This is a genomic window from Micromonospora sp. URMC 106, assembly GCF_051386395.1.
In the GTDB taxonomy this organism is placed as follows: domain Bacteria; phylum Actinomycetota; class Actinomycetes; order Mycobacteriales; family Micromonosporaceae; genus Micromonospora.
Genome location: NZ_JBPQTP010000012.1, coordinates 79,922 through 95,708, shown reverse-complemented (window position 1 = coordinate 95,708; position 15,787 = coordinate 79,922). Strand labels below are relative to the sequence as shown.

The 15,787-nt window shown below is 75.9% G+C and carries 17 protein-coding genes and 1 pseudogene; 12 read left to right on the top strand and 6 right to left on the bottom strand.

Features of this window, described 5'->3' with window-relative positions; translation table 11 throughout:
- Positions 1-127 (top strand): annotated as a pseudogene (locus ACSNOB_RS06550) (C39 family peptidase); the annotation flags it as partial.
- Positions 128-221: 94 nt separating this feature from the next.
- Here the strand turns inward: ACSNOB_RS06550 and ACSNOB_RS06545 are convergent.
- Entirely contained in the window at positions 222-1,121 is a 900-nt protein-coding gene (locus ACSNOB_RS06545) for an A/G-specific adenine glycosylase (protein ID WP_436685710.1), read from the bottom strand.
- Positions 1,122-1,263: 142 nt separating this feature from the next.
- On the opposite strand from ACSNOB_RS06545, the gene ACSNOB_RS06540 reads away from it, so the two are divergent.
- From ACSNOB_RS06540 to ACSNOB_RS06530, 3 genes are all read left to right on the top strand, one after another.
- On the top strand, positions 1,264-1,776 hold the full coding sequence (locus ACSNOB_RS06540; RefSeq protein ID WP_393106231.1) for a glycine cleavage system protein R: 513 nt from the start codon (positions 1,264-1,266) through the stop codon (positions 1,774-1,776).
- Positions 1,773-2,357, top strand: coding sequence for a peptide deformylase (locus tag ACSNOB_RS06535; protein ID WP_436685709.1), 585 nt, complete (start codon positions 1,773-1,775; stop codon positions 2,355-2,357). The genes ACSNOB_RS06540 and ACSNOB_RS06535 overlap by 4 nt, the downstream gene beginning before the upstream one ends.
- 137 nt (positions 2,358-2,494) lie before the next feature.
- A complete protein-coding gene (locus tag ACSNOB_RS06530) occupies positions 2,495-3,220 on the top strand; it encodes a hypothetical protein (protein ID WP_436685708.1) in 726 nt (241 codons plus the stop codon).
- A 71-nt stretch (positions 3,221-3,291) separates the two neighbouring features.
- Here the strand turns inward: ACSNOB_RS06530 and disA are convergent, their stop codons facing one another.
- From disA to ACSNOB_RS06510, 4 genes are all read right to left on the bottom strand, one after another.
- Entirely contained in the window at positions 3,292-4,473 is a 1,182-nt protein-coding gene (gene disA, locus ACSNOB_RS06525) for a DNA integrity scanning diadenylate cyclase DisA (RefSeq protein WP_393106225.1), read from the bottom strand.
- A 143-nt stretch (positions 4,474-4,616) separates the two neighbouring features.
- The gene (gene radA / locus ACSNOB_RS06520; protein WP_436685707.1) at positions 4,617-6,071 is read right to left on the bottom strand and encodes a DNA repair protein RadA; all 1,455 of its coding nucleotides are present in this window, start codon (positions 6,069-6,071) and stop codon (positions 4,617-4,619) included.
- Between the two features lie 88 nt (positions 6,072-6,159).
- Complete coding sequence (locus ACSNOB_RS06515; protein WP_436685706.1) at positions 6,160-6,966, bottom strand: hypothetical protein; 807 nt, start codon at positions 6,964-6,966, stop codon at positions 6,160-6,162.
- Positions 6,967-7,104: 138 nt separating this feature from the next.
- A complete protein-coding gene (locus ACSNOB_RS06510; RefSeq protein ID WP_436685705.1) occupies positions 7,105-7,944 on the bottom strand; it encodes a UbiA family prenyltransferase in 840 nt (279 codons plus the stop codon).
- Positions 7,945-7,989: 45 nt separating this feature from the next.
- Here ACSNOB_RS06510 and ACSNOB_RS06505 point away from each other — a divergent pair, with 45 nt between their 5' ends.
- The 4 genes from ACSNOB_RS06505 (at position 7,990) to ACSNOB_RS06490 (ending at position 11,866) form a co-directional block, all read left to right on the top strand.
- Positions 7,990-8,787 carry a methyltransferase domain-containing protein gene (locus tag ACSNOB_RS06505; protein WP_436685704.1) on the top strand — a complete coding sequence of 266 codons (798 nt, stop codon included), beginning with the start codon at positions 7,990-7,992 and terminating at the stop codon, positions 8,785-8,787.
- A 43-nt stretch (positions 8,788-8,830) separates the two neighbouring features.
- Positions 8,831-9,997, top strand: coding sequence for an acyl-CoA dehydrogenase family protein (locus ACSNOB_RS06500; RefSeq protein ID WP_436685703.1), 1,167 nt, complete (start codon positions 8,831-8,833; stop codon positions 9,995-9,997).
- Positions 9,998-10,103: 106 nt separating this feature from the next.
- Positions 10,104-11,162: a type III polyketide synthase gene (locus ACSNOB_RS06495; protein ID WP_436685702.1), complete on the top strand. Its 1,059-nt coding sequence runs from the start codon at positions 10,104-10,106 to the stop codon at positions 11,160-11,162.
- A gap of 38 nt (positions 11,163-11,200) precedes the next feature.
- Positions 11,201-11,866 (top strand): hypothetical protein, encoded by a 666-nt coding sequence (locus tag ACSNOB_RS06490; protein ID WP_436685701.1) that lies wholly within the window; start codon positions 11,201-11,203, stop codon positions 11,864-11,866.
- A 99-nt stretch (positions 11,867-11,965) separates the two neighbouring features.
- On the opposite strand, the gene ACSNOB_RS06485 is transcribed toward ACSNOB_RS06490, so the two are convergent.
- Positions 11,966-12,658 carry a hypothetical protein gene (locus ACSNOB_RS06485; protein WP_436685700.1) on the bottom strand — a complete coding sequence of 231 codons (693 nt, stop codon included), beginning with the start codon at positions 12,656-12,658 and terminating at the stop codon, positions 11,966-11,968.
- A 326-nt stretch (positions 12,659-12,984) separates the two neighbouring features.
- On the opposite strand from ACSNOB_RS06485, the gene ACSNOB_RS06480 reads away from it, so the two are divergent.
- The 4 genes from ACSNOB_RS06480 to ACSNOB_RS06465 are packed head-to-tail and all read left to right on the top strand — an operon-like array spanning position 12,985 to position 15,757.
- Positions 12,985-13,470 carry a CarD family transcriptional regulator gene (locus tag ACSNOB_RS06480; RefSeq protein WP_007073334.1) on the top strand — a complete coding sequence of 162 codons (486 nt, stop codon included), beginning with the start codon at positions 12,985-12,987 and terminating at the stop codon, positions 13,468-13,470.
- 56 nt (positions 13,471-13,526) lie between these two features.
- On the top strand, positions 13,527-14,222 hold the full coding sequence (gene ispD, locus ACSNOB_RS06475; RefSeq protein WP_393106207.1) for a 2-C-methyl-D-erythritol 4-phosphate cytidylyltransferase: 696 nt from the start codon (positions 13,527-13,529) through the stop codon (positions 14,220-14,222).
- 16 nt (positions 14,223-14,238) lie between these two features.
- The gene (gene ispF, locus ACSNOB_RS06470; protein WP_393106205.1) at positions 14,239-14,721 is read left to right on the top strand and encodes a 2-C-methyl-D-erythritol 2,4-cyclodiphosphate synthase; all 483 of its coding nucleotides are present in this window, start codon (positions 14,239-14,241) and stop codon (positions 14,719-14,721) included.
- Positions 14,722-14,731: 10 nt separating this feature from the next.
- Positions 14,732-15,757 carry a tetratricopeptide repeat protein gene (locus tag ACSNOB_RS06465; protein WP_436685699.1) on the top strand — a complete coding sequence of 342 codons (1,026 nt, stop codon included), beginning with the start codon at positions 14,732-14,734 and terminating at the stop codon, positions 15,755-15,757.
- Positions 15,758-15,787 lie beyond the last annotated feature (30 nt).

Sequence of the window (15,787 nt, the reverse complement as noted above, 5' to 3'; positions counted from 1 at the left end):
CGTCGGCTACCGCGACAACGGCCACACCGTCACCATCGCCGACTCCGCCGACCCCGCCCAGGCCTCCTACCGGATGAACGTCGACAACCTCGCCGACTGGATCGCCACCCGCGGCTACACCGCCTGACCCCGACCCAGCCGAACACCGACAACGACAAGGGCCGGCCCCCACAAGGGGCCGGCCCCTGTCGTCGTACCCCGCGTGATCAGCCGAGGGACGGTCAGGCGACCGGGACCGGCGGGCCGTCGCCGACGAGGCGGAACGACGATTCACCCACCGGTTCCACGAGGCCGTCCCGCACCAGCCCGGTGAGCGCCCGGGCCCGCTGCACCTCGTCGGCCCACACCTGGTCGAGACGCTGGTGCGGCACCGGGCCGGTCGCCTCCCGGAGCACGCCGAGCAGCAGCCCGCGCACCTGACGGTCGGTGCCGGCGTACCGCTGGGGCCGGCGGGACGGACCGGCGGGAGCCTCCCTGCCGGACGCCCGCCACGCGCAGACCGACTCGACGGGGCAGCTTCCGCAGCGGGGCGACCGGGCGGTGCAGATCACCGCCCCCAGCTCCATGAAGGCCGCACTGGCCAGCGCGGCGGCGGCCGGCTCGGCGGGGAGCAGCTCCTCGGTGGCCACCAGATCGGCCGGGCGGGTGGCCGGGCCGGCGTCCGGCTCGCCGGCGACCGCCCGGCAGACCACCCGCCGCACGTTGGTGTCGACCACCGGGTGGCGCTGACCGTACGCGAACGCGGCCACCGCCCGGGCCGTGTACGTCCCGACGCCCGGCAGGGCCAGCAGCTGGTCCAGCCGCTCCGGCACCCGGCCGCCGTGGCGCTCGACGATCGCGACGGCGCAGTCTCGCAGCCGTACCGCCCGACGGGGGTAGCCGAGGCGTCCCCACATCCGGATCGCCTCCGCCGGGCTGTCCGCCGCGAGCGCGGCCGGATCGGGCCAGCGGGCCAGCCACGCCTCCCAGGCCGGCAGCACCCGCACGACGGGCGTCTGCTGGAGCATGACCTCGCTGACCAGGATCGCCCACGGGGTCACGTCGGGCTTCCGCCACGGCAGGTCGCGGGCGTTCTCCTCGTACCACCGGCTGACCAGGGTGGCGAAAGTGGGCTCAGTCATCGCGCCGCCGATGATGTCACGCGGCGGGGCGCCGACGCGGCGCGGGCGGCGGGCTCCCGACACCCGCCCGTGCCGTCCCGCTGGCTGGGCGACCTGGGCGGGGCGCCGCGGAGCCGCCCGGCGGATCGGGCAGAATGCCCGGATGAACGAGCTCGCGATCACCGTCATCGGCCGGGACCGGCCGGGCATCGTGGCCGACGTCGCCGAGGTGCTCGCCCGGCTCGGCGCGAACCTCACCGACAGCACGATGACCCGGCTGCGGGGGCACTTCGCGATGACCCTGGTCTGCGTGGGGCCGGCCGCCGCCGACGTCGAGGCCGCGCTGGCGCCGCTCTCCGCCGACGGCCAACTGCTGGCGACCGTACGCGAGGTCACCCCCGACGGTGAGACGGCCCCGGCCGGCGAGCCGTACGTGATGGCGGTGCACGGTGCGGACCGGATGGGCATCGTGGCGGCGATGACCCGCGTGCTCGCCGACGCCGGCGGCAACGTCACCGACCTGAGCACCCGGCTGACCGGGTCGCTCTACGTGGTCGTCGCCGAGGTGGAACTGCCGCCGGGCGCGGCCGACGAGGTGGCCGGACGCCTCGCGGCGACGGCCGCGGACCTGGGTGTCGGGGTGACCCTCCGGCCGGCCGACCCGGACCTGCTGTGACGGGCGACGAGCGGACCCCGGAGACCGAGGCGTACGCGGGCCTCGGCGACTGGACCCCGGAGTCGCTGGACCTGCCGGGGGAGGTCCGGCCGGTGGTGTCCGCCCCGGACCAGGTGCTCAGCCGGCCCGGCGGCGAGGTCGACCCGACCGCCGAGGAGACCGTACGCCTGGCGGCCGACCTGGTCGCCACCATGCGCGTCTCGCCGGGCTGCGTCGGGCTGGCCGCCCCGCAGATCGGCGTGGGCGCGCAGGTCTTCGCGGTCGACGTGACCGGCCACCCGAAGGCGGTCACCGTGCACGGCACCTTCGTGTTGTGCAACGCCCGGGTCGTCGAGGCGAGCCGGTGGAAGGTGGCCCGGGAGGGGTGCATGTCGGTGCCCGACCTGACCGGCGACGTCAAGCGGGCCAGCCGGCTGGTGGTGGAGGGCGTGCTGCCCGGCAGCGGTAGGTCCGTCCGGCTGGTGACCGACGGATTCGAGGCGCGGGCGCTGCAGCACGAGATCGACCACTGCGCCGGGCTGCTCTTCCTGGACCGGGTGGCCGGCGCCCACGCCGTCTACCAGCGCAAGGTGTATCTCTGACCGGCGACCCAGTGTCGCCGTCGGGACACCGTCGGCAGACATGACCGTCGCGTGTGGAGGGTGGGAACGGTGAGCTGTCGACGACTCGGCGCGTCGCGCCGGGCTGCCGCGCCCCGCGCCGCTACGGTGGGGGCATCATGCGTCTGACGGTCGGCCCCCTGCCACCCGCCGTGTACTGGCGGCGTCGCGCCGTCGTACTCGGAGCGGGGCTTCTCTTCCTGATTGTCCTGCTCTATTCGTGCACCGGTTCGGACCGGAACGCCGGCAGGAGCGGCGACGCGCAGCCCTCGGCGGGCGCGGCGTCACCCGGCGCCTCACCGGAGGCGACCGGCCCGGTGCTCAGCCCGCAGACCGGGGAGCCCTCGCCCGGCGCGTCGGGCGGCCCGGGCGCCGCCGACCCCTCGGGCGGCACGACCACCACCGACACGCCGCCGCCTGCGCCGGTCGTGCCGGCCGCCGACGACGGCACCTGCACGGACGCCGAGATCACCGTGACCCCGGTGGCCCTGCCCACGTCGGTGGTCCGGGGCGCCGTGGTGGACCTCCAGCTGAAGATCAAGAACCGGTCCGAGCGGACGTGCAGTCGCGACGTCGGTGCGGACGTGCAGGAGCTGTTCATCAAGTCGGGGGCCGAGAAGATCTGGTCGTCCGACACCTGCGGCACGGGCAAGGGCTCCGATGTGCAGTCCTTCACGCCCGGCTTCGAGCGCTCCTACCAGGTGGGCTGGAACGGCCGCGACAGCAGCAAGTGCGCCAGCGGGGTGGCGGCCGGCCCGAATCCGCCGGCCGGGACCTACCAGGTCTTCGCCCGGGTGGGCACCAAGCTCAGCGAGCCGGTGAAGCTCACCGTCACCGACGGCTGAGCGACCCCGGGGCCGCCCGGTGGCGAACGCCGGACCGGCCGGCAGGACGGACCCGCGCCGGGCCGCCCGGGTCAGACGTAGCGCTCCAGGATGGACGCCTCGGCGAGTCGGGACAGCCCCTCCCGGACGCCGCGCGCACGGGCGTCGCCGACCCCCTCGACGGCCTGGAGGTCCTCCACGGTGGCGCCGAGCAGGCGCTGGAGGCTGCCGAAGTGCACGACGAGGCGGTCGACCACGGTCACCGGCAGCCGGGGCACCTTGGCCAGCAGCCGGAAGCCGCGCGGGCTGACCGCGGCGTCCAGCGCGTCGGAGGCGGCGGGATAGCCGATCGCCTTGGCGACGGCGACCAGGTCGATCAGCTCGGTCGCGCCGAGCAGATCCAGCTCGACCAGCGCCTCGTCCAGGGTGCGGGACTTCCGGCCGGCCGGGAGGTAGTCCCGGATGACCAGGGTGCGGTCGGCGTCGACGCCGGCCATCAGCTCGTCGAGCTGGAGGGCCAGCAGGCGGCCGTCGGTGCCCAGCTCCACCACGTAGCCGGCGATCTCGTCGGCGATCCGGCGGACCATCTCCAGCCGCTGCACCACCGCGACCGCGTCCCGTACGGTGACCAGGTCCTCGATCTCCAGGGCGGAGAGGGTGCCGGAGACCTCGTCCAACCGGAGCTTGTAGCGCTCCAGGGTGGCGAGCGCCTGGTTGGCGCGGGACAGGATCGCCGCCGAGTCGTCCAGCACGTGCCGCTGGCCGTTGACGTAGAGGCTGATGATCCGCATCGACTGGCTCACCGAGATCACCGGGTAGCCGGTCTGCCGGGCGACCCGCTCGGCGGTGCGGTGGCGGGTGCCGGACTCCTCGGTCGGGATGCTCGGGTCGGGCATCAGGTGCACGGCCGCCCGGACGATCCGGGTGCCGTCGCTGGAGAGCACCACCGCCCCGTCCATCTTGCACAGCTCGCGGACCCGGGTGGCGGAGAACTCGACGTCGAGCGGGAACCCGCCGGTGCAGAGCCCTTCGACGACCTTGTCGTAGCCGAGGACGATCAGCGCGCCCGTCCGGCCGCGCAGGATCCGCTCCAGGCCGTCGCGCAGGGCGGTGCCCGGGGCCATCAGTGCCAGGTTGGCCCGCAGCGGGTCGCCGGCGCCCCCGGCGCCGCCGGTCACGCTCACGCTGATCGGGCGGGCGGGCGAGCCCACGGCGCCGGTGCGGGCGTGGGGTGTCGCGCCGGCTGGCTTGGTGGTATCGCGGTCGATCGGCACGGGCACAGTCTACGGACTGCCCTGCGGTGGGTGCTGTCGTGGTTACTGTGATGTGTCGCGATGTCCCAGCTCGCCCGGCCCGGGGGCCGGCGCCCCGGCTGTCCGGTATCGCCCGTGCGGTCCCGTCGTCGGCCCACCGTCGGTCACTCCGCGGACGCGCGCGCGACGGCCTGGAGCGCCGAGCGGACGTCCGTGACCTCGATCACGGTCATGCCGCCGGGGGTTACGCCGGTGCTGTCGGGGCCGCACCCGGTCGGCACCAGCGCGAGCCGGAACCCCAGCCGCGCCGCCTCGGCCAGCCGACGCGGCACCGCGCCGACGCGGCGCACCTCGCCGGTCAGCCCGACCTCGCCGATCGCCACCAGGTGCGGCGCGATGGCCAGGTTGAGCCCGCCCGAGGCGACGGCGAGGGCGACGGCGAGGTCGGCCGCCGGCTCCACCACCCGGATGCCGCCGACGGTGGCCGCGAAGACCTCCCGGTCGTGCAGGGTCAGCCGCTCGGTGCGCCGCTGGAGCACGGCCAGCACCATGGCGAGCCGGGCCGAGTCGAGCCCGGACACCGTGCGTCGGGGCGAGCCGGCGACCGTCGCGCCGATCAGCGCCTGCACCTCGGTGACCAGCGCCCGCCGGCCCTCCATCGCCACCGTCACGCAGGTGCCGGGCACCGGCTCGGAGTAGCGGGTCAGGAAGAGCCCGGACGGGTCGGCCAGGCTGCTGATGCCGCCCTCGTGCATCTCGAAGCAGCCCACCTCGTCGGCGGCGCCGAACCGGTTCTTGACGCCGCGCACCATGCGCAGCGAGGAGTGCTTGTCGCCCTCGAAGTGCAGCACCACGTCGACGAGGTGCTCCAGCACCCGGGGGCCGGCGACCTGGCCGTCCTTGGTGACGTGGCCGACCAGCACGGTGGCGATGCCGCGCTCCTTCGCCACCGCGACCAACGCCGCGGTGACCGCCCGCACCTGGGTCACCCCGCCCGACACCCCCTCGGCGCCGGTGGTGGAGATGGTCTGCACCGAGTCGAGCACCAGCAGGCCCGGCTTGACCGCGTCGAGGTGGCCGAGCACCGCGGCGAGGTCGCTCTCGGCGGCGAGGTAGAGCTGGTCGTGCAGGGTGCCCATCCGCTCGGCGCGCAGCCGGACCTGGCTGACCGACTCCTCGCCGCTGACCACCAGCGAGGGGCTGCCGGCCCCGACGGCCCACTGCTGGGCCACGTCGAGCAGCAGGGTGGACTTGCCGACGCCCGGCTCCCCGGCGAGCAGCACCACCGCGCCGGGGACCAGACCGCCACCGAGCACCCGGTCGAGCTCGCTCACCCCGGTGGGCCGCGCCCGCGCCGGGGCGGCGCTGATGGTGGCGATCGGCCGGGCCGGCTCGGCCGGCATCCGCGAACTGACGACCTTGCCCGAGACGGTCGGGCCGGTCACGGTGCACTCGACCACCGAGCCCCACTCGCCGCACTCCGGGCACCGCCCGACCCACTTCGGCGGCTGGTGCCCGCAGGCGTCGCACTCGTAGGCCGGTCGGGGCTCGCGGCTGGCCGCCCGGCCGCGCCCGGTGGCAGCGCCGGCGCGCGGGGACGTCGATCGGGAGGTGGTCACAGGGGGACGTTAGTCCCCGGGTACGACGAAGACACCGCCGGCGTGGTGGTCGCCACGTCGGCGGTGTCGTCGAAGTCGGGAGCGGGGGTCAGTGGCCGCCGCCGTGGCCGCCCTCTTCCTCCTGGCCCTCGTAGCCGCCCTCGCGCTCGATGATCGGCGACGGGGGCGCGGCCGGGGTGAGCGGCACGGCGACCGGCGCGGGGCCCGTGACGGTGACGCCGTTGCCGAAGTCGAAGGTCAGGAAGACGTTCTGGCCGGAGCGCAGCGACTCGTTCAGGCCGATGAGCTGGAGGACGCGGTCCGCCTGGGTGTTGAGCTGCACGTAGCTCAGCGGCGGGATCTCGATCCGGGCCGGCTCGCCGGCGGGCGCGGCCGGGCTCTCCGGGGCCGCCGGGGTCTCCGTGGCGCTCGGGCTCCCCGTGGCGCTCGGGCTCTCCGTCGCGCTGGGGCTCCCCGTGGCGTGCGGGCTCCCCGTGGCGTGCGGGCTTCCCGTGGCGTGCGGGCTTCCCGTGGCGTGCGGGCTCGGCGACTCCGACTGGGTGGGCGTCGCCGACGGGCTGGCCGCGGCACCCTTGCCGGTGATCACGATCTCGCGGGCGCTGTCGGTGGTCACGGTCACGGTGACCGGCTGCTCGGAGTCGTTGTAGATCACGGCGTTCAGGACGGCGTTGGCACCCGCCTTGTAGCCCTCGACGCCCGGGAACTCGACCAGCAGGCCGCGGACCGCGTAGTCGCCGTTGCGGGCCGAGAGGTTGACGCCCTGGACCGACGGCTCCTTGTTGGCGGTCTCGGCGACCTGGCCGGTGCCGCAGCCGGACAGCAGCAGCCCGGTCGCCGCCGCCATCCCGGACAGCAGCAGGGCCGCCCGCCGGGAACCCCTGATCGAGCGCGTCACGTCGGTCCTCCTCGTCACGATCCCACCCGGTGCTCACGCCGGGCACGGTGGCCATGCCCGCGCAGACCGCGCTCCAGGGTAGTTGGGCCTGATCCACCCCCGCACGCCGACCCGGGGATGCCACCCCCGGGGCGGACCTCAGACCAGGCGACCGTTCGTGACCAGCAGGACGACGTCGATGAGGGCGATCAGCATGACGGCCCGGAACGCGGCCACCGGCCGACCCCCGGCCCGGGCGGTGGCGCGCCCGCCGTACCAGCTCAGGGGCGGCACCACGACGGCGGCCGCGACCGCGGCGACGCCGACGCCCGACGGGCGCCCGGGCGGCCCGAGGACCAGGGTGGCGGTCGCCGCGAGCAGCAGGGCGGCGGCTGCGGCGCGGCTGCCGGCCGGGCCCAGCCGGTGCGGCAGCCCGCGCACCCCCGTCCGGGCGTCGTCGGCCAGGTCGGGCAGGACGTTGGCGAAGTGGGCGCCGGCGCCCAGGCAGGCCGCGGCGGCGACCAGCCAGACCGGTGGGGCCGGCGCCCCGGGCAGCGCCAGGACGACGAAGGCGGGCAGCGACCCGAAGGAGACCGCGTAGGGCACGACCGACACGGGTGTCGACTTCAGCGGCCAGTCGTAGAGCAGCGCGGAGACCAGCCCGACGGTGGCGCAGAGCGCGGCGGCCGGGTTGGTGGCCAGCGCCAGCACCGGGGTGGCGAGCGCGGCCACCGCCGCGGCCACGGCCGTGGCGCGCCGGCCCACCGCGCCGGTGGCGACCGGCTTGTCGGTACGCCCCACCGTGGCGTCCCGGTCGGCGTCGAGCGCGTCGTTGGCCCAGCCGACGGCGAGCTGGCTGGCCGCCACGGTGAGCGCCACGGCGAGCACGCCGGCCGGCCGGTGCCCGACGCCCCAGGCCAGCAACCCGGCCACCGTGGTGACGGCGGCGGCCGGCTCCGGGTGACTCGCCCTGACCAGCCCTAGCACCGTTGACGACATGAGGGAAGTCTGGTCGTTACCGGGCAGTCGTGCCACGCTCGGTCCATGCGAGACGCGGGCCGCACCCTGCCGCGCAACGATCCGCGCCAGTACGACGACCTGGCCGGCGAGTGGTGGCGCCCGGACGGCGTGTTCGCGATGCTGCACTGGCTCGCCGAGGCGCGGGCCGCCCTCGTGCCGCCGGCGTCCCGCCCCGGCGCCCTCCTGGTCGACCTCGGCTGCGGGGCCGGTCTGCTCGCCCCGCACGTGGCCGGCAAGGGCTACCGGCACGTCGGCGTCGACCTCACCCGGTCGGCCCTGGCGCAGGCCGCCGCGCACGGGGTGACCCCCGTCAACGGCGACGCCACCGCCGTCCCGCTGGCCGACGGCTGCGCGGACGTGGTGGCCGCGGGCGAGATCCTGGAGCACGTGCCGGACTGGCGGCGCGCGGTGGCCGAGGCGTGCCGGCTGCTCCGACCCGGTGGGCTGCTCGTCCTGGACACGTTGAACGACACGGCGCTGAGCCGGCTGCTGGCCGTCCGGGTCGCCGAGCGGCTGCCCACCGTGCCGAGGGGCATCCACGATCCACGGTTGTTCGTGGACGCCCGGGCGCTCGTCGCCGAGTGCGCCCGGCACGGTGTCGGGCTGCGCCTGCGGGGCATCCGCCCGGGCGTGCCCGGGCTGCTCGGCTGGCTGGCCCGCCGGGTCCTGGCCGCCTGCCGGCCCCACCGGACGGGCGCCGGCGGTCCGGGGGTGGCGCCGGCCGACCGTCCGCACCCGACGGTGGGCGGCCCGGCACCCCGGATCGTGCCGACCTGGTCGACCGCCGTTCTCTACCAGGGTCGTGGCACGCGGAGCGGATAGCGGGGCCGGTCGCTGGGTAGGGACAGGCCGAGAAGGGGGCTGTATGACGCAGCACGCGCTGGAGGCGGCTCGCCGCCTGGCACCGAGGCTGGCCGCCCGCGCGGCCGAGCACGACCGGGACGGCTCGTTCCCGGTCGAGGACTTCCGGGATCTGCGCGAGGCCGGGCTCCTCGGCCTGATGGTCCCCACCGAGCTGGGCGGGATGGGCGCGACCTTCGCCGAGTACGCGGCGGTCGCCACCGAGCTGGCCCGGGGCAACGGGGCGACCGCCCTGGTGTTCAACATGCACGCCTCGGTCACCGGCGCACTGGGCGCGGTCACCGAGGAACTGGCCGAGGCGCTCGGTGTGCCGGTGGAGGCGTTGGCCGCCCGGGACCGGCTCCTCACCGCCGCCGCGCAGGGCGCCTGGTACGCGGTGGCGATGAGCGAGCGCGGCGCGGGCGCGAGGCTGTCCCAGCTCAGCACCGTCTACGAGCCGGTCGACGGCGGTTGGCACCTGAAGGGCAGCAAGACGTTCTGCTCCGGGGCCGGGCACGCCGACGGCTACCTCGTGGCCGCCCGCAGCGCCGCCGACCAGTCGGTGGTCTCCCAGTTCCTGGTGCCGGCCGGGGAGGGGCTGACCGTCGAGCCCACCTGGGACTCGCTCGGCATGCGGGCGACCTCCTCGCACGACCTGCACCTGGATGTGACCGTGCCGGCCGACCGGCTGCTCGGCGGCGTGGAGGGGCTGGCCCTCGTGGTCGCCCAGCTCATGCCGCACTGGCTGGTGGCCAGCTACGCCGCCGTCTACGTCGGGGTCGCCCGGGCGGCGGTCGACGCCGCGGCCGAGCACCTCAACGCCCGCGGTCTCGCCGGGCTGCCGGCCGTCCGGTCCCGCCTCGGCCGGGCCGACGCGGCCGTGGCGGCGGCGCACCTGGCGGTCGCGGAGGCCGCCCGCCGGGTGGACGAGGCGCCGGGGGACGCGGAGACCAACCGCTGGGTCTGGCGGGCCAAGCTGCTCGCCGGCACGACCGCGGCCGACGTGGCGGCGTCCCTGCTGGAGGCGGCGGGCACGTCCGCCACCCGGCGGGGGCATCCGCTGGAGCGGCTCTACCGGGACGCCCGCTGCGGCTCGCTGCACCCGGCGACCTCGGACGTCTGCGCGGACTGGCTCGGCATCGCCGCGCTCGGCGGGGACCCGGACCGGGACGGATCGGTTCCTCGTTGGTGACCGTGAGGTGTTCGCCGGGGTCGCGGACGGAAGCGGCCCCGGTGCGGGGGACGGCGGCCCCTCCCGGGGCGGGGCGGGCCGCCCGGCGCGCAGGGCCGGACGAGAGGTGGGCATGGTGGCCGTACCGGTGATCGCGGGGCTGGGGACGGCGCACCCGCCGTCGGCCGCGCAGGGCGATTTGTGGGAGGGCTTCTTCTCGAAGCACTTCTCCGGCGGCACGCGGGCGCTGGCCGAGCGGATCTTCGCCCACTCGGGGGTCACCCGCCGCCAGGCGGCGGTGAACCCGCTGCTGGAGGACGTCTCCGACTGGCCGACCGAGCGGCGGATGCGCCGCTACCAGGTCGAGGCGCTGCCGCTGGGCAAGGAGGCGGTCGGCCGGGCGCTGACCGCGGCCGGCCTGGCCGCCGGGGACCTCGGCCTCTTCGTCGTCTGCTCGTGCACCGGGTACGCCACCCCGGGGCTGGACATCCTGCTCGCCCGGGACCTGGGCATGGCCCCGGACACCCAGCGCATGTTCGTCGGCCACATGGGCTGCTACGCGGCCCTGCCGGGGCTGGGCGCGGCGAGCGACTTCGTCACCGCCCGCGGCCGGCCGGCGCTGCTGCTCTGCGCGGAGCTGACCAGCCTGCACATCCAGCCCTCCAGCGCCCGGGTGGACACCCAGCAGATCGTCTCGCACGCGCTCTTCTCGGACGCCGCGGTCGCCGCCGTGGTCGTCCCGGGCGGCCGGGGGTACGCCCTGCGTGAGGTCGCCTCCGTCACGGACACCTCGACCGCCGACCACATGACCTGGGACGTCACCGACACCGGCTTCCGGATGGGGCTGTCGCCGAAGGTGCCGCAGGTGCTCTCCAGGCACGTCCGGGGCCTGGTCGAGGGCCTGTTGGGCCGGCACGGCACGGCGCTGTCCGACGTGGACGGCTGGGCGGTGCACCCGGGCGGCCCGCGCATCCTCAACGTGGTCGAGCGGGAACTGGCCCTGCCGCCGGAGGGGCTGGCGGCGTCGCGGGCGACGCTGGACGAGCACGGTAACTGCTCGTCGCCGACGGTGCTGCTGATCCTCGATCGGCTGCGCCGGGCCGCGTCGCCGCCGCGGCGGGTGGTGATGCTGGCGTTCGGGCCGGGCCTGACCCTCTACGCCGCGCTGCTCGAACGGCGGGACTGACCGGGACGCCGTGGGCACCCCGAGGTTACCCTCTGGTAATGGACGCCGAGGCGGCAGACCGGCCGGGACGTGTGCCGGACGCCGGTGAGCACGCGACACCCGTCGGGGTCGACGACCGGCCACGCGCGACGGTGCTGGCCGTGGCGATGCTCGCCGCCCTGGTCGGCGGTGGCTGGTGGTGGCAGGCCCACCCGCCCCGCAGCGGTCCCGTGGCGACCGCGTCGAGCGCCGCACCGGACGCCCCGCTCCGGGTCGTCGTGCCGGCGCAGTCAGACCGGGGCGCCACCTTCCGGGTGGATCCGAGCACCGGTGCCGCCTTCCGCGTGGACATGGTGCCGGAGGGGCCGGATCCGCGCCGCCTGGTCGAGGGGCGGCTCGACGAGGCGGCGCGGCGCAGCAGCCTGGGCAGCTTCCCCGGCACCATCTGGACGACCCGCGTCCGGCTCGACGGGACGCAGAGGCACGTCCGGCAGGCGTTCGCCGAGGAGGGTGTCCGCCACCTGCTGCAGTACCGGTGCGTCGGCCCGGGCGAGCTGCTGGTGGTGGTGGACGGGGCGCGGGCGGCCGACCCGATCACGAGCGCCTGCGACGGTTCGGTCACCTCCACGGAGGTCACCGGCACCGGCGGGCCGTTCCAGGTCTTGCTGGCGAGCGCCAACGCCCAGCCGCTCCGGGTCGAGGCGCAGCTCGTAGCACTGCCCTGACGCGCTCCGGCCCCGCACGGCCGTCCCGAGACGCGGCTCGTCGCCGTGCCCTGACGCGGCGCCGGGGCACGGGCACCGGCGGTCCACGGTGGACCCGGCTCAGGCGGCGAGGCCCGCCAGCTCGGCGCGGTAGTCCTCGGCGGAGCGGATCTCGGGCACCACCGCCACCAGCACGCCGGCCCGGTCCACCAGCAGCGCGGTGGCGGCGCCGGGGCGCGACGGCAGGTGCAGGAACGCGCGCAGCCCGCCGGCCGGGTCGGCCAACGGCCGCAGGGTGGCCCCGGCGGGTAGGGGCGGGGCGGGCGCCGGCCGGCCTCCGGCGACGGTGACGACGGTGACCCCGGTGGGCGCCAGGGCGGCGGCGGTGGCCACGTCGTCCGGGCAGGGGCACCCGTCGACCAGGATGATCATTGCCGGCAGCAGTCCGCGTAGCGGCACCGGTGACTGCCGCGCGTCGACCAGGTCCAGCGCCGGCAGCGGTCGACCCGTCATCCCGGGCGTCGGTGCGTACGGCGCGGGGGCGGCCTCCGGCGCGGACCGGCCGGCGCGGGGCCACGTCACCGCCACCAGGCCGGCGACGGTGGCCAGCACCGCCACCAGCAGGACCAGCAGGGGCAGGGCGAGCGGGGACCGGGCGACCCGGGATCGGCCCTGACGGGCCCTCGCGCGCAGTTCGCGGCGGACCTGCTCGGCCTCGACCGCCAGGGCGGAGGCGTCGTCCGGCACGACCACCCGACCCCACTCCGGCGGCAGGTCGGGCAGTCCGGGGCCGTCTGCGTCGGGCTTGCCCATCGGACCCCCAGGACGTCTCGGTGAGCGGACAGCGGCTCGACCTCCAGCGTCCCGCACGGGGCCTCCTACCGCTACACCTGGGCGCGTAACCGGACGGCGGGATACCATGGGAGGAGCGCATAGCCCTTGATCTCGACGTTCGCGTCACTCGTACCGGCCCGTCATCTACAGGTTACGGAGCGTGTTCGAACCATCGGTTTGGCGGCCTGTCAAGCCGAAGAAATACCTCTCACAGGGCCCCTGAGCTGCGCCAACGGTCAGGACAGCGGTGAGACATCGGTGCCTGAGCGTGTTACCCTAGACACAGCGAAAGGGGTTTCGAACCTATGGTTTTCAGTGTCGGCGAGACCGTTGTTTACCCCCACCACGGGGCCGCACTCATCGAGGCAATCGAGACTCGGGTCATCAAGGGCGAGCCTAAGCAATACCTCGTCCTGAGGGTCGCGCAGGGTGACCTGACGGTCCGGGTGCCCGCCGAGAACGCCGAGATCGTGGGTGTGCGCGAGGTGGTCGGCGAAGAGGGCCTCGGCAAGGTCTTCGACGTGCTCCGTGCACCGCACACCGAGGAGCCGACCAACTGGTCGCGGCGTTACAAGGCGAATCTTGAGAAGCTGGCCTCCGGTAACCCGCTGAAGGTCGCCGAGGTCGTTCGCGACCTGTGGCGCCGGGAGCGGGAGCGGGGCCTTTCCGCGGGTGAGAAGCGCATGCTCGCCAAGGCCCGCGACATTCTCGTCGGCGAGGTCGCGCTGGCCGAGAAGAGCACCAAGGACGAGGCGGAGACGCTGCTCGACAAGGTGCTCACCGAGGCCTAGTCCCCACAGCATCGTCGTACCCGATTCGTAGCGAAGAAACCACCGAGGACCGCGACGTGACCGCGCAGCTCAATCCGCGCGGTGACGTCGCGGTCCTCGTGCCTGCGGCCGGTGCCGGCGTACGCCTCGGGCCCGGCCGGCCCAAGGCGCTGCGCCTGCTGGCGGGGGAGCCGCTGCTGGTGCACGCCGTCCGCCGGCTCGCCGCCGCGCCCTCGGTGCACACCGTCGTCGTGGCCGCCCCGGCGGCCGAGGTGGCGGCCGTCCGTGACCTGCTCGCCCCGGTCGCCCCGGTGACCGTGGTGCCCGGCGGCGCGGAGCGGCAGGCGTCGGTGGCCGCGGCCCTCGCCGCGGTGCCCGCCGGCCCGGAGATCGTCCTCGTGCACGACGCCGCCCGGGCGCTGACCCCGCCCGACCTGGTGGAGTCCGTGGCGGCGGCCGTCCGCGCCGGTCACGACGCGGTGATCCCGGTGCTCCCGGTGGTCGACACGATCAAGGAGGTGGGCGCCGGCGAGGTCGTCCTCGGCACCGTCGACCGATCCGCCCTGCGCGCGGTGCAGACCCCGCAGGGTTTCCGCCGGGCGGTGCTGACCGCCGCGCACGCCGCCGCCGGCGATCCGCTCACCGACGACGCCGGCCTGGTCGAGAAGCAGGGCGTCCCGGTGCTCTGCGTCCCCGGCTCGGAGTACGCGCTGAAGGTCACCCGCCCGTTCGACCTGGCGTTGGCCGAGCACCTGCTGGCCGCCGGCGGCTGACGCGTACCCTCGTCGCATGATCGTTCCCCGGGTCGCCATCGGCACCGACGTGCACGCCTTCGAGGCGGGCCGGCCGTGCTGGGTTGCCGGCCTGCTCTGGCCCGACCAGGACGGCCTGGCCGGGCACTCGGACGCCGACGTGGCCGCGCACGCCGCCTGCAACGCGCTGCTCTCGGCGGCCGGCCTCGGCGACCTGGGCGCCAACTTCGGGGTGGGCCAGCCCGAGTGGGCCGGCGCGTCGGGCGTCGCCCTGCTCGCCGAGAGCGCCCGCCGGGTGCGGGCCGCCGGCTTCGCGATCGGCAACGTCTCCGTGCAGGTGATCGGCAACCGGCCCAAGATCGGGCCGCGCCGCGAGGAGGCCCAGCGGGTGCTCTCCGAGGCGGTCGGCGCGCCGGTCACCGTCTCCGCCGCCACCACCGACGGCCTCGGCTTCCCCGGGCGCGGCGAGGGCCTCACCGGGATCGCGGTGGCCCTGGTGTACGAGGCTCCGGCCGCCTAGGCTCGCCGCGATGTCCAGCGACGCCACCTCCGACCGCTCCGCCTTCCACGGCTACCTCCAGCGCGCCCAGCTCCTCGCGGAACTGGGCCGCTACGACGAGGCCGCGGCCGAGGTCTCCTACGCGGTCGCCCTGGAGCCGGCCAACGCCGGGGCGCTGACCATGCTGTCCCGGGTGCACCTCGCGGCCGGCCGGCCGACGGAGGCGCGCACCGCCGCCGACGCCGCCGTCGCCGCCGCCCCGGACGCCGTGCCGGCGCTGCTCGCCCGCGCCCTCGCCCTGACCGACCTGGAGGAGTACGCCGAGGCGGCCCGGACCGCCGACCGGATCCTGGCGCTCGGCCCCGACGACGCGTACGCCCAGCGCAGTGCCGCGGCGATCCTGGCCGGCTCGCGCAACGGGCAGCCGGCGCTGAACGCGGCCTGGCGCGGGGTCGAGCTGGCCCCCGAGGAGCCGGAGGCGCACCTGGTGCTCGGCCTGGTCGCCGCCAACATGGAGCTGTTCGACCTGGCCGAGCGGGCCTACCGCGAGGCGCTGCGGCTGGATCCGCAGCTCGCCGAGGCCCGGCACGACATCGGGGTGCTCCGGCTGGAGCAGCGGCGCTGGAGCGAGGCGCTGGAACACCTCGCGGAGGCCGCCGCGATGAGCCCCGGCCGGGTCGACTCCGGCCGCACCATCTCGGCCGGCCTCCGTCAGCTCGTCGTCTACGGCGCGGGCTGGACGATGATCACCGCCGTGCTGATCGCCTGCATGGCGCCGGGCAGCGCCGGCCTGTCCCGGATCGCGGCGGCGTTCGCGGCGCTCGGCGGGGCGCTCGTGGTGTGGCGCTTCGCCGCCAAGCTGCCCGGCCTGACCCGGACCGTCCTGCCCGGCCTGCTGCGCTCCGACCGCACGCTGGCCCTGGCCGTCTACGCGGCGGCCGCCGCGCCGGCGCTGATCCTGCTCTACGCGCTGGTCGGCACCCCATGGCCGCTGGTGCTCGCGATCGCGATGGCCACCGCCGCCGAGATCGCCGTCCTGTCCCGCGTCACGGCCTGACCCGTTCTCCGGCTCGGTCACGAGCCGTAG

What these genes read in the sequence shown, in the direction of transcription:
- ACSNOB_RS06530 (WP_436685708.1), top strand. Translation starts at nt 2,495, where the DNA reads ATGCGTCTGACGGTCGGCCCCCTGCCACCCGCCGTGTACTGGCGGCGT.
- ACSNOB_RS06500 (WP_436685703.1), top strand. Translation starts at nt 8,831, where the DNA reads ATGACGCAGCACGCGCTGGAGGCGGCTCGCCGCCTGGCACCGAGGCTG.
- ACSNOB_RS06545 (WP_436685710.1), bottom strand. Translation starts at nt 1,121, where the DNA reads ATGACTGAGCCCACTTTCGCCACCCTGGTCAGCCGGTGGTACGAGGAG.
- ACSNOB_RS06540 (WP_393106231.1), top strand. Translation starts at nt 1,264, where the DNA reads ATGAACGAGCTCGCGATCACCGTCATCGGCCGGGACCGGCCGGGCATC.
- ispF (WP_393106205.1), top strand. Translation starts at nt 14,239, where the DNA reads ATGATCGTTCCCCGGGTCGCCATCGGCACCGACGTGCACGCCTTCGAG.
- ACSNOB_RS06490 (WP_436685701.1), top strand. Translation starts at nt 11,201, where the DNA reads ATGGACGCCGAGGCGGCAGACCGGCCGGGACGTGTGCCGGACGCCGGT.
- ACSNOB_RS06485 (WP_436685700.1), bottom strand. Translation starts at nt 12,658, where the DNA reads ATGGGCAAGCCCGACGCAGACGGCCCCGGACTGCCCGACCTGCCGCCG.
- ACSNOB_RS06480 (WP_007073334.1), top strand. Translation starts at nt 12,985, where the DNA reads ATGGTTTTCAGTGTCGGCGAGACCGTTGTTTACCCCCACCACGGGGCC.
- ACSNOB_RS06505 (WP_436685704.1), top strand. Translation starts at nt 7,990, where the DNA reads ATGCGAGACGCGGGCCGCACCCTGCCGCGCAACGATCCGCGCCAGTAC.
- ACSNOB_RS06465 (WP_436685699.1), top strand. Translation starts at nt 14,732, where the DNA reads ATGTCCAGCGACGCCACCTCCGACCGCTCCGCCTTCCACGGCTACCTC.
- ACSNOB_RS06510 (WP_436685705.1), bottom strand. Translation starts at nt 7,944, where the DNA reads ATGTCGTCAACGGTGCTAGGGCTGGTCAGGGCGAGTCACCCGGAGCCG.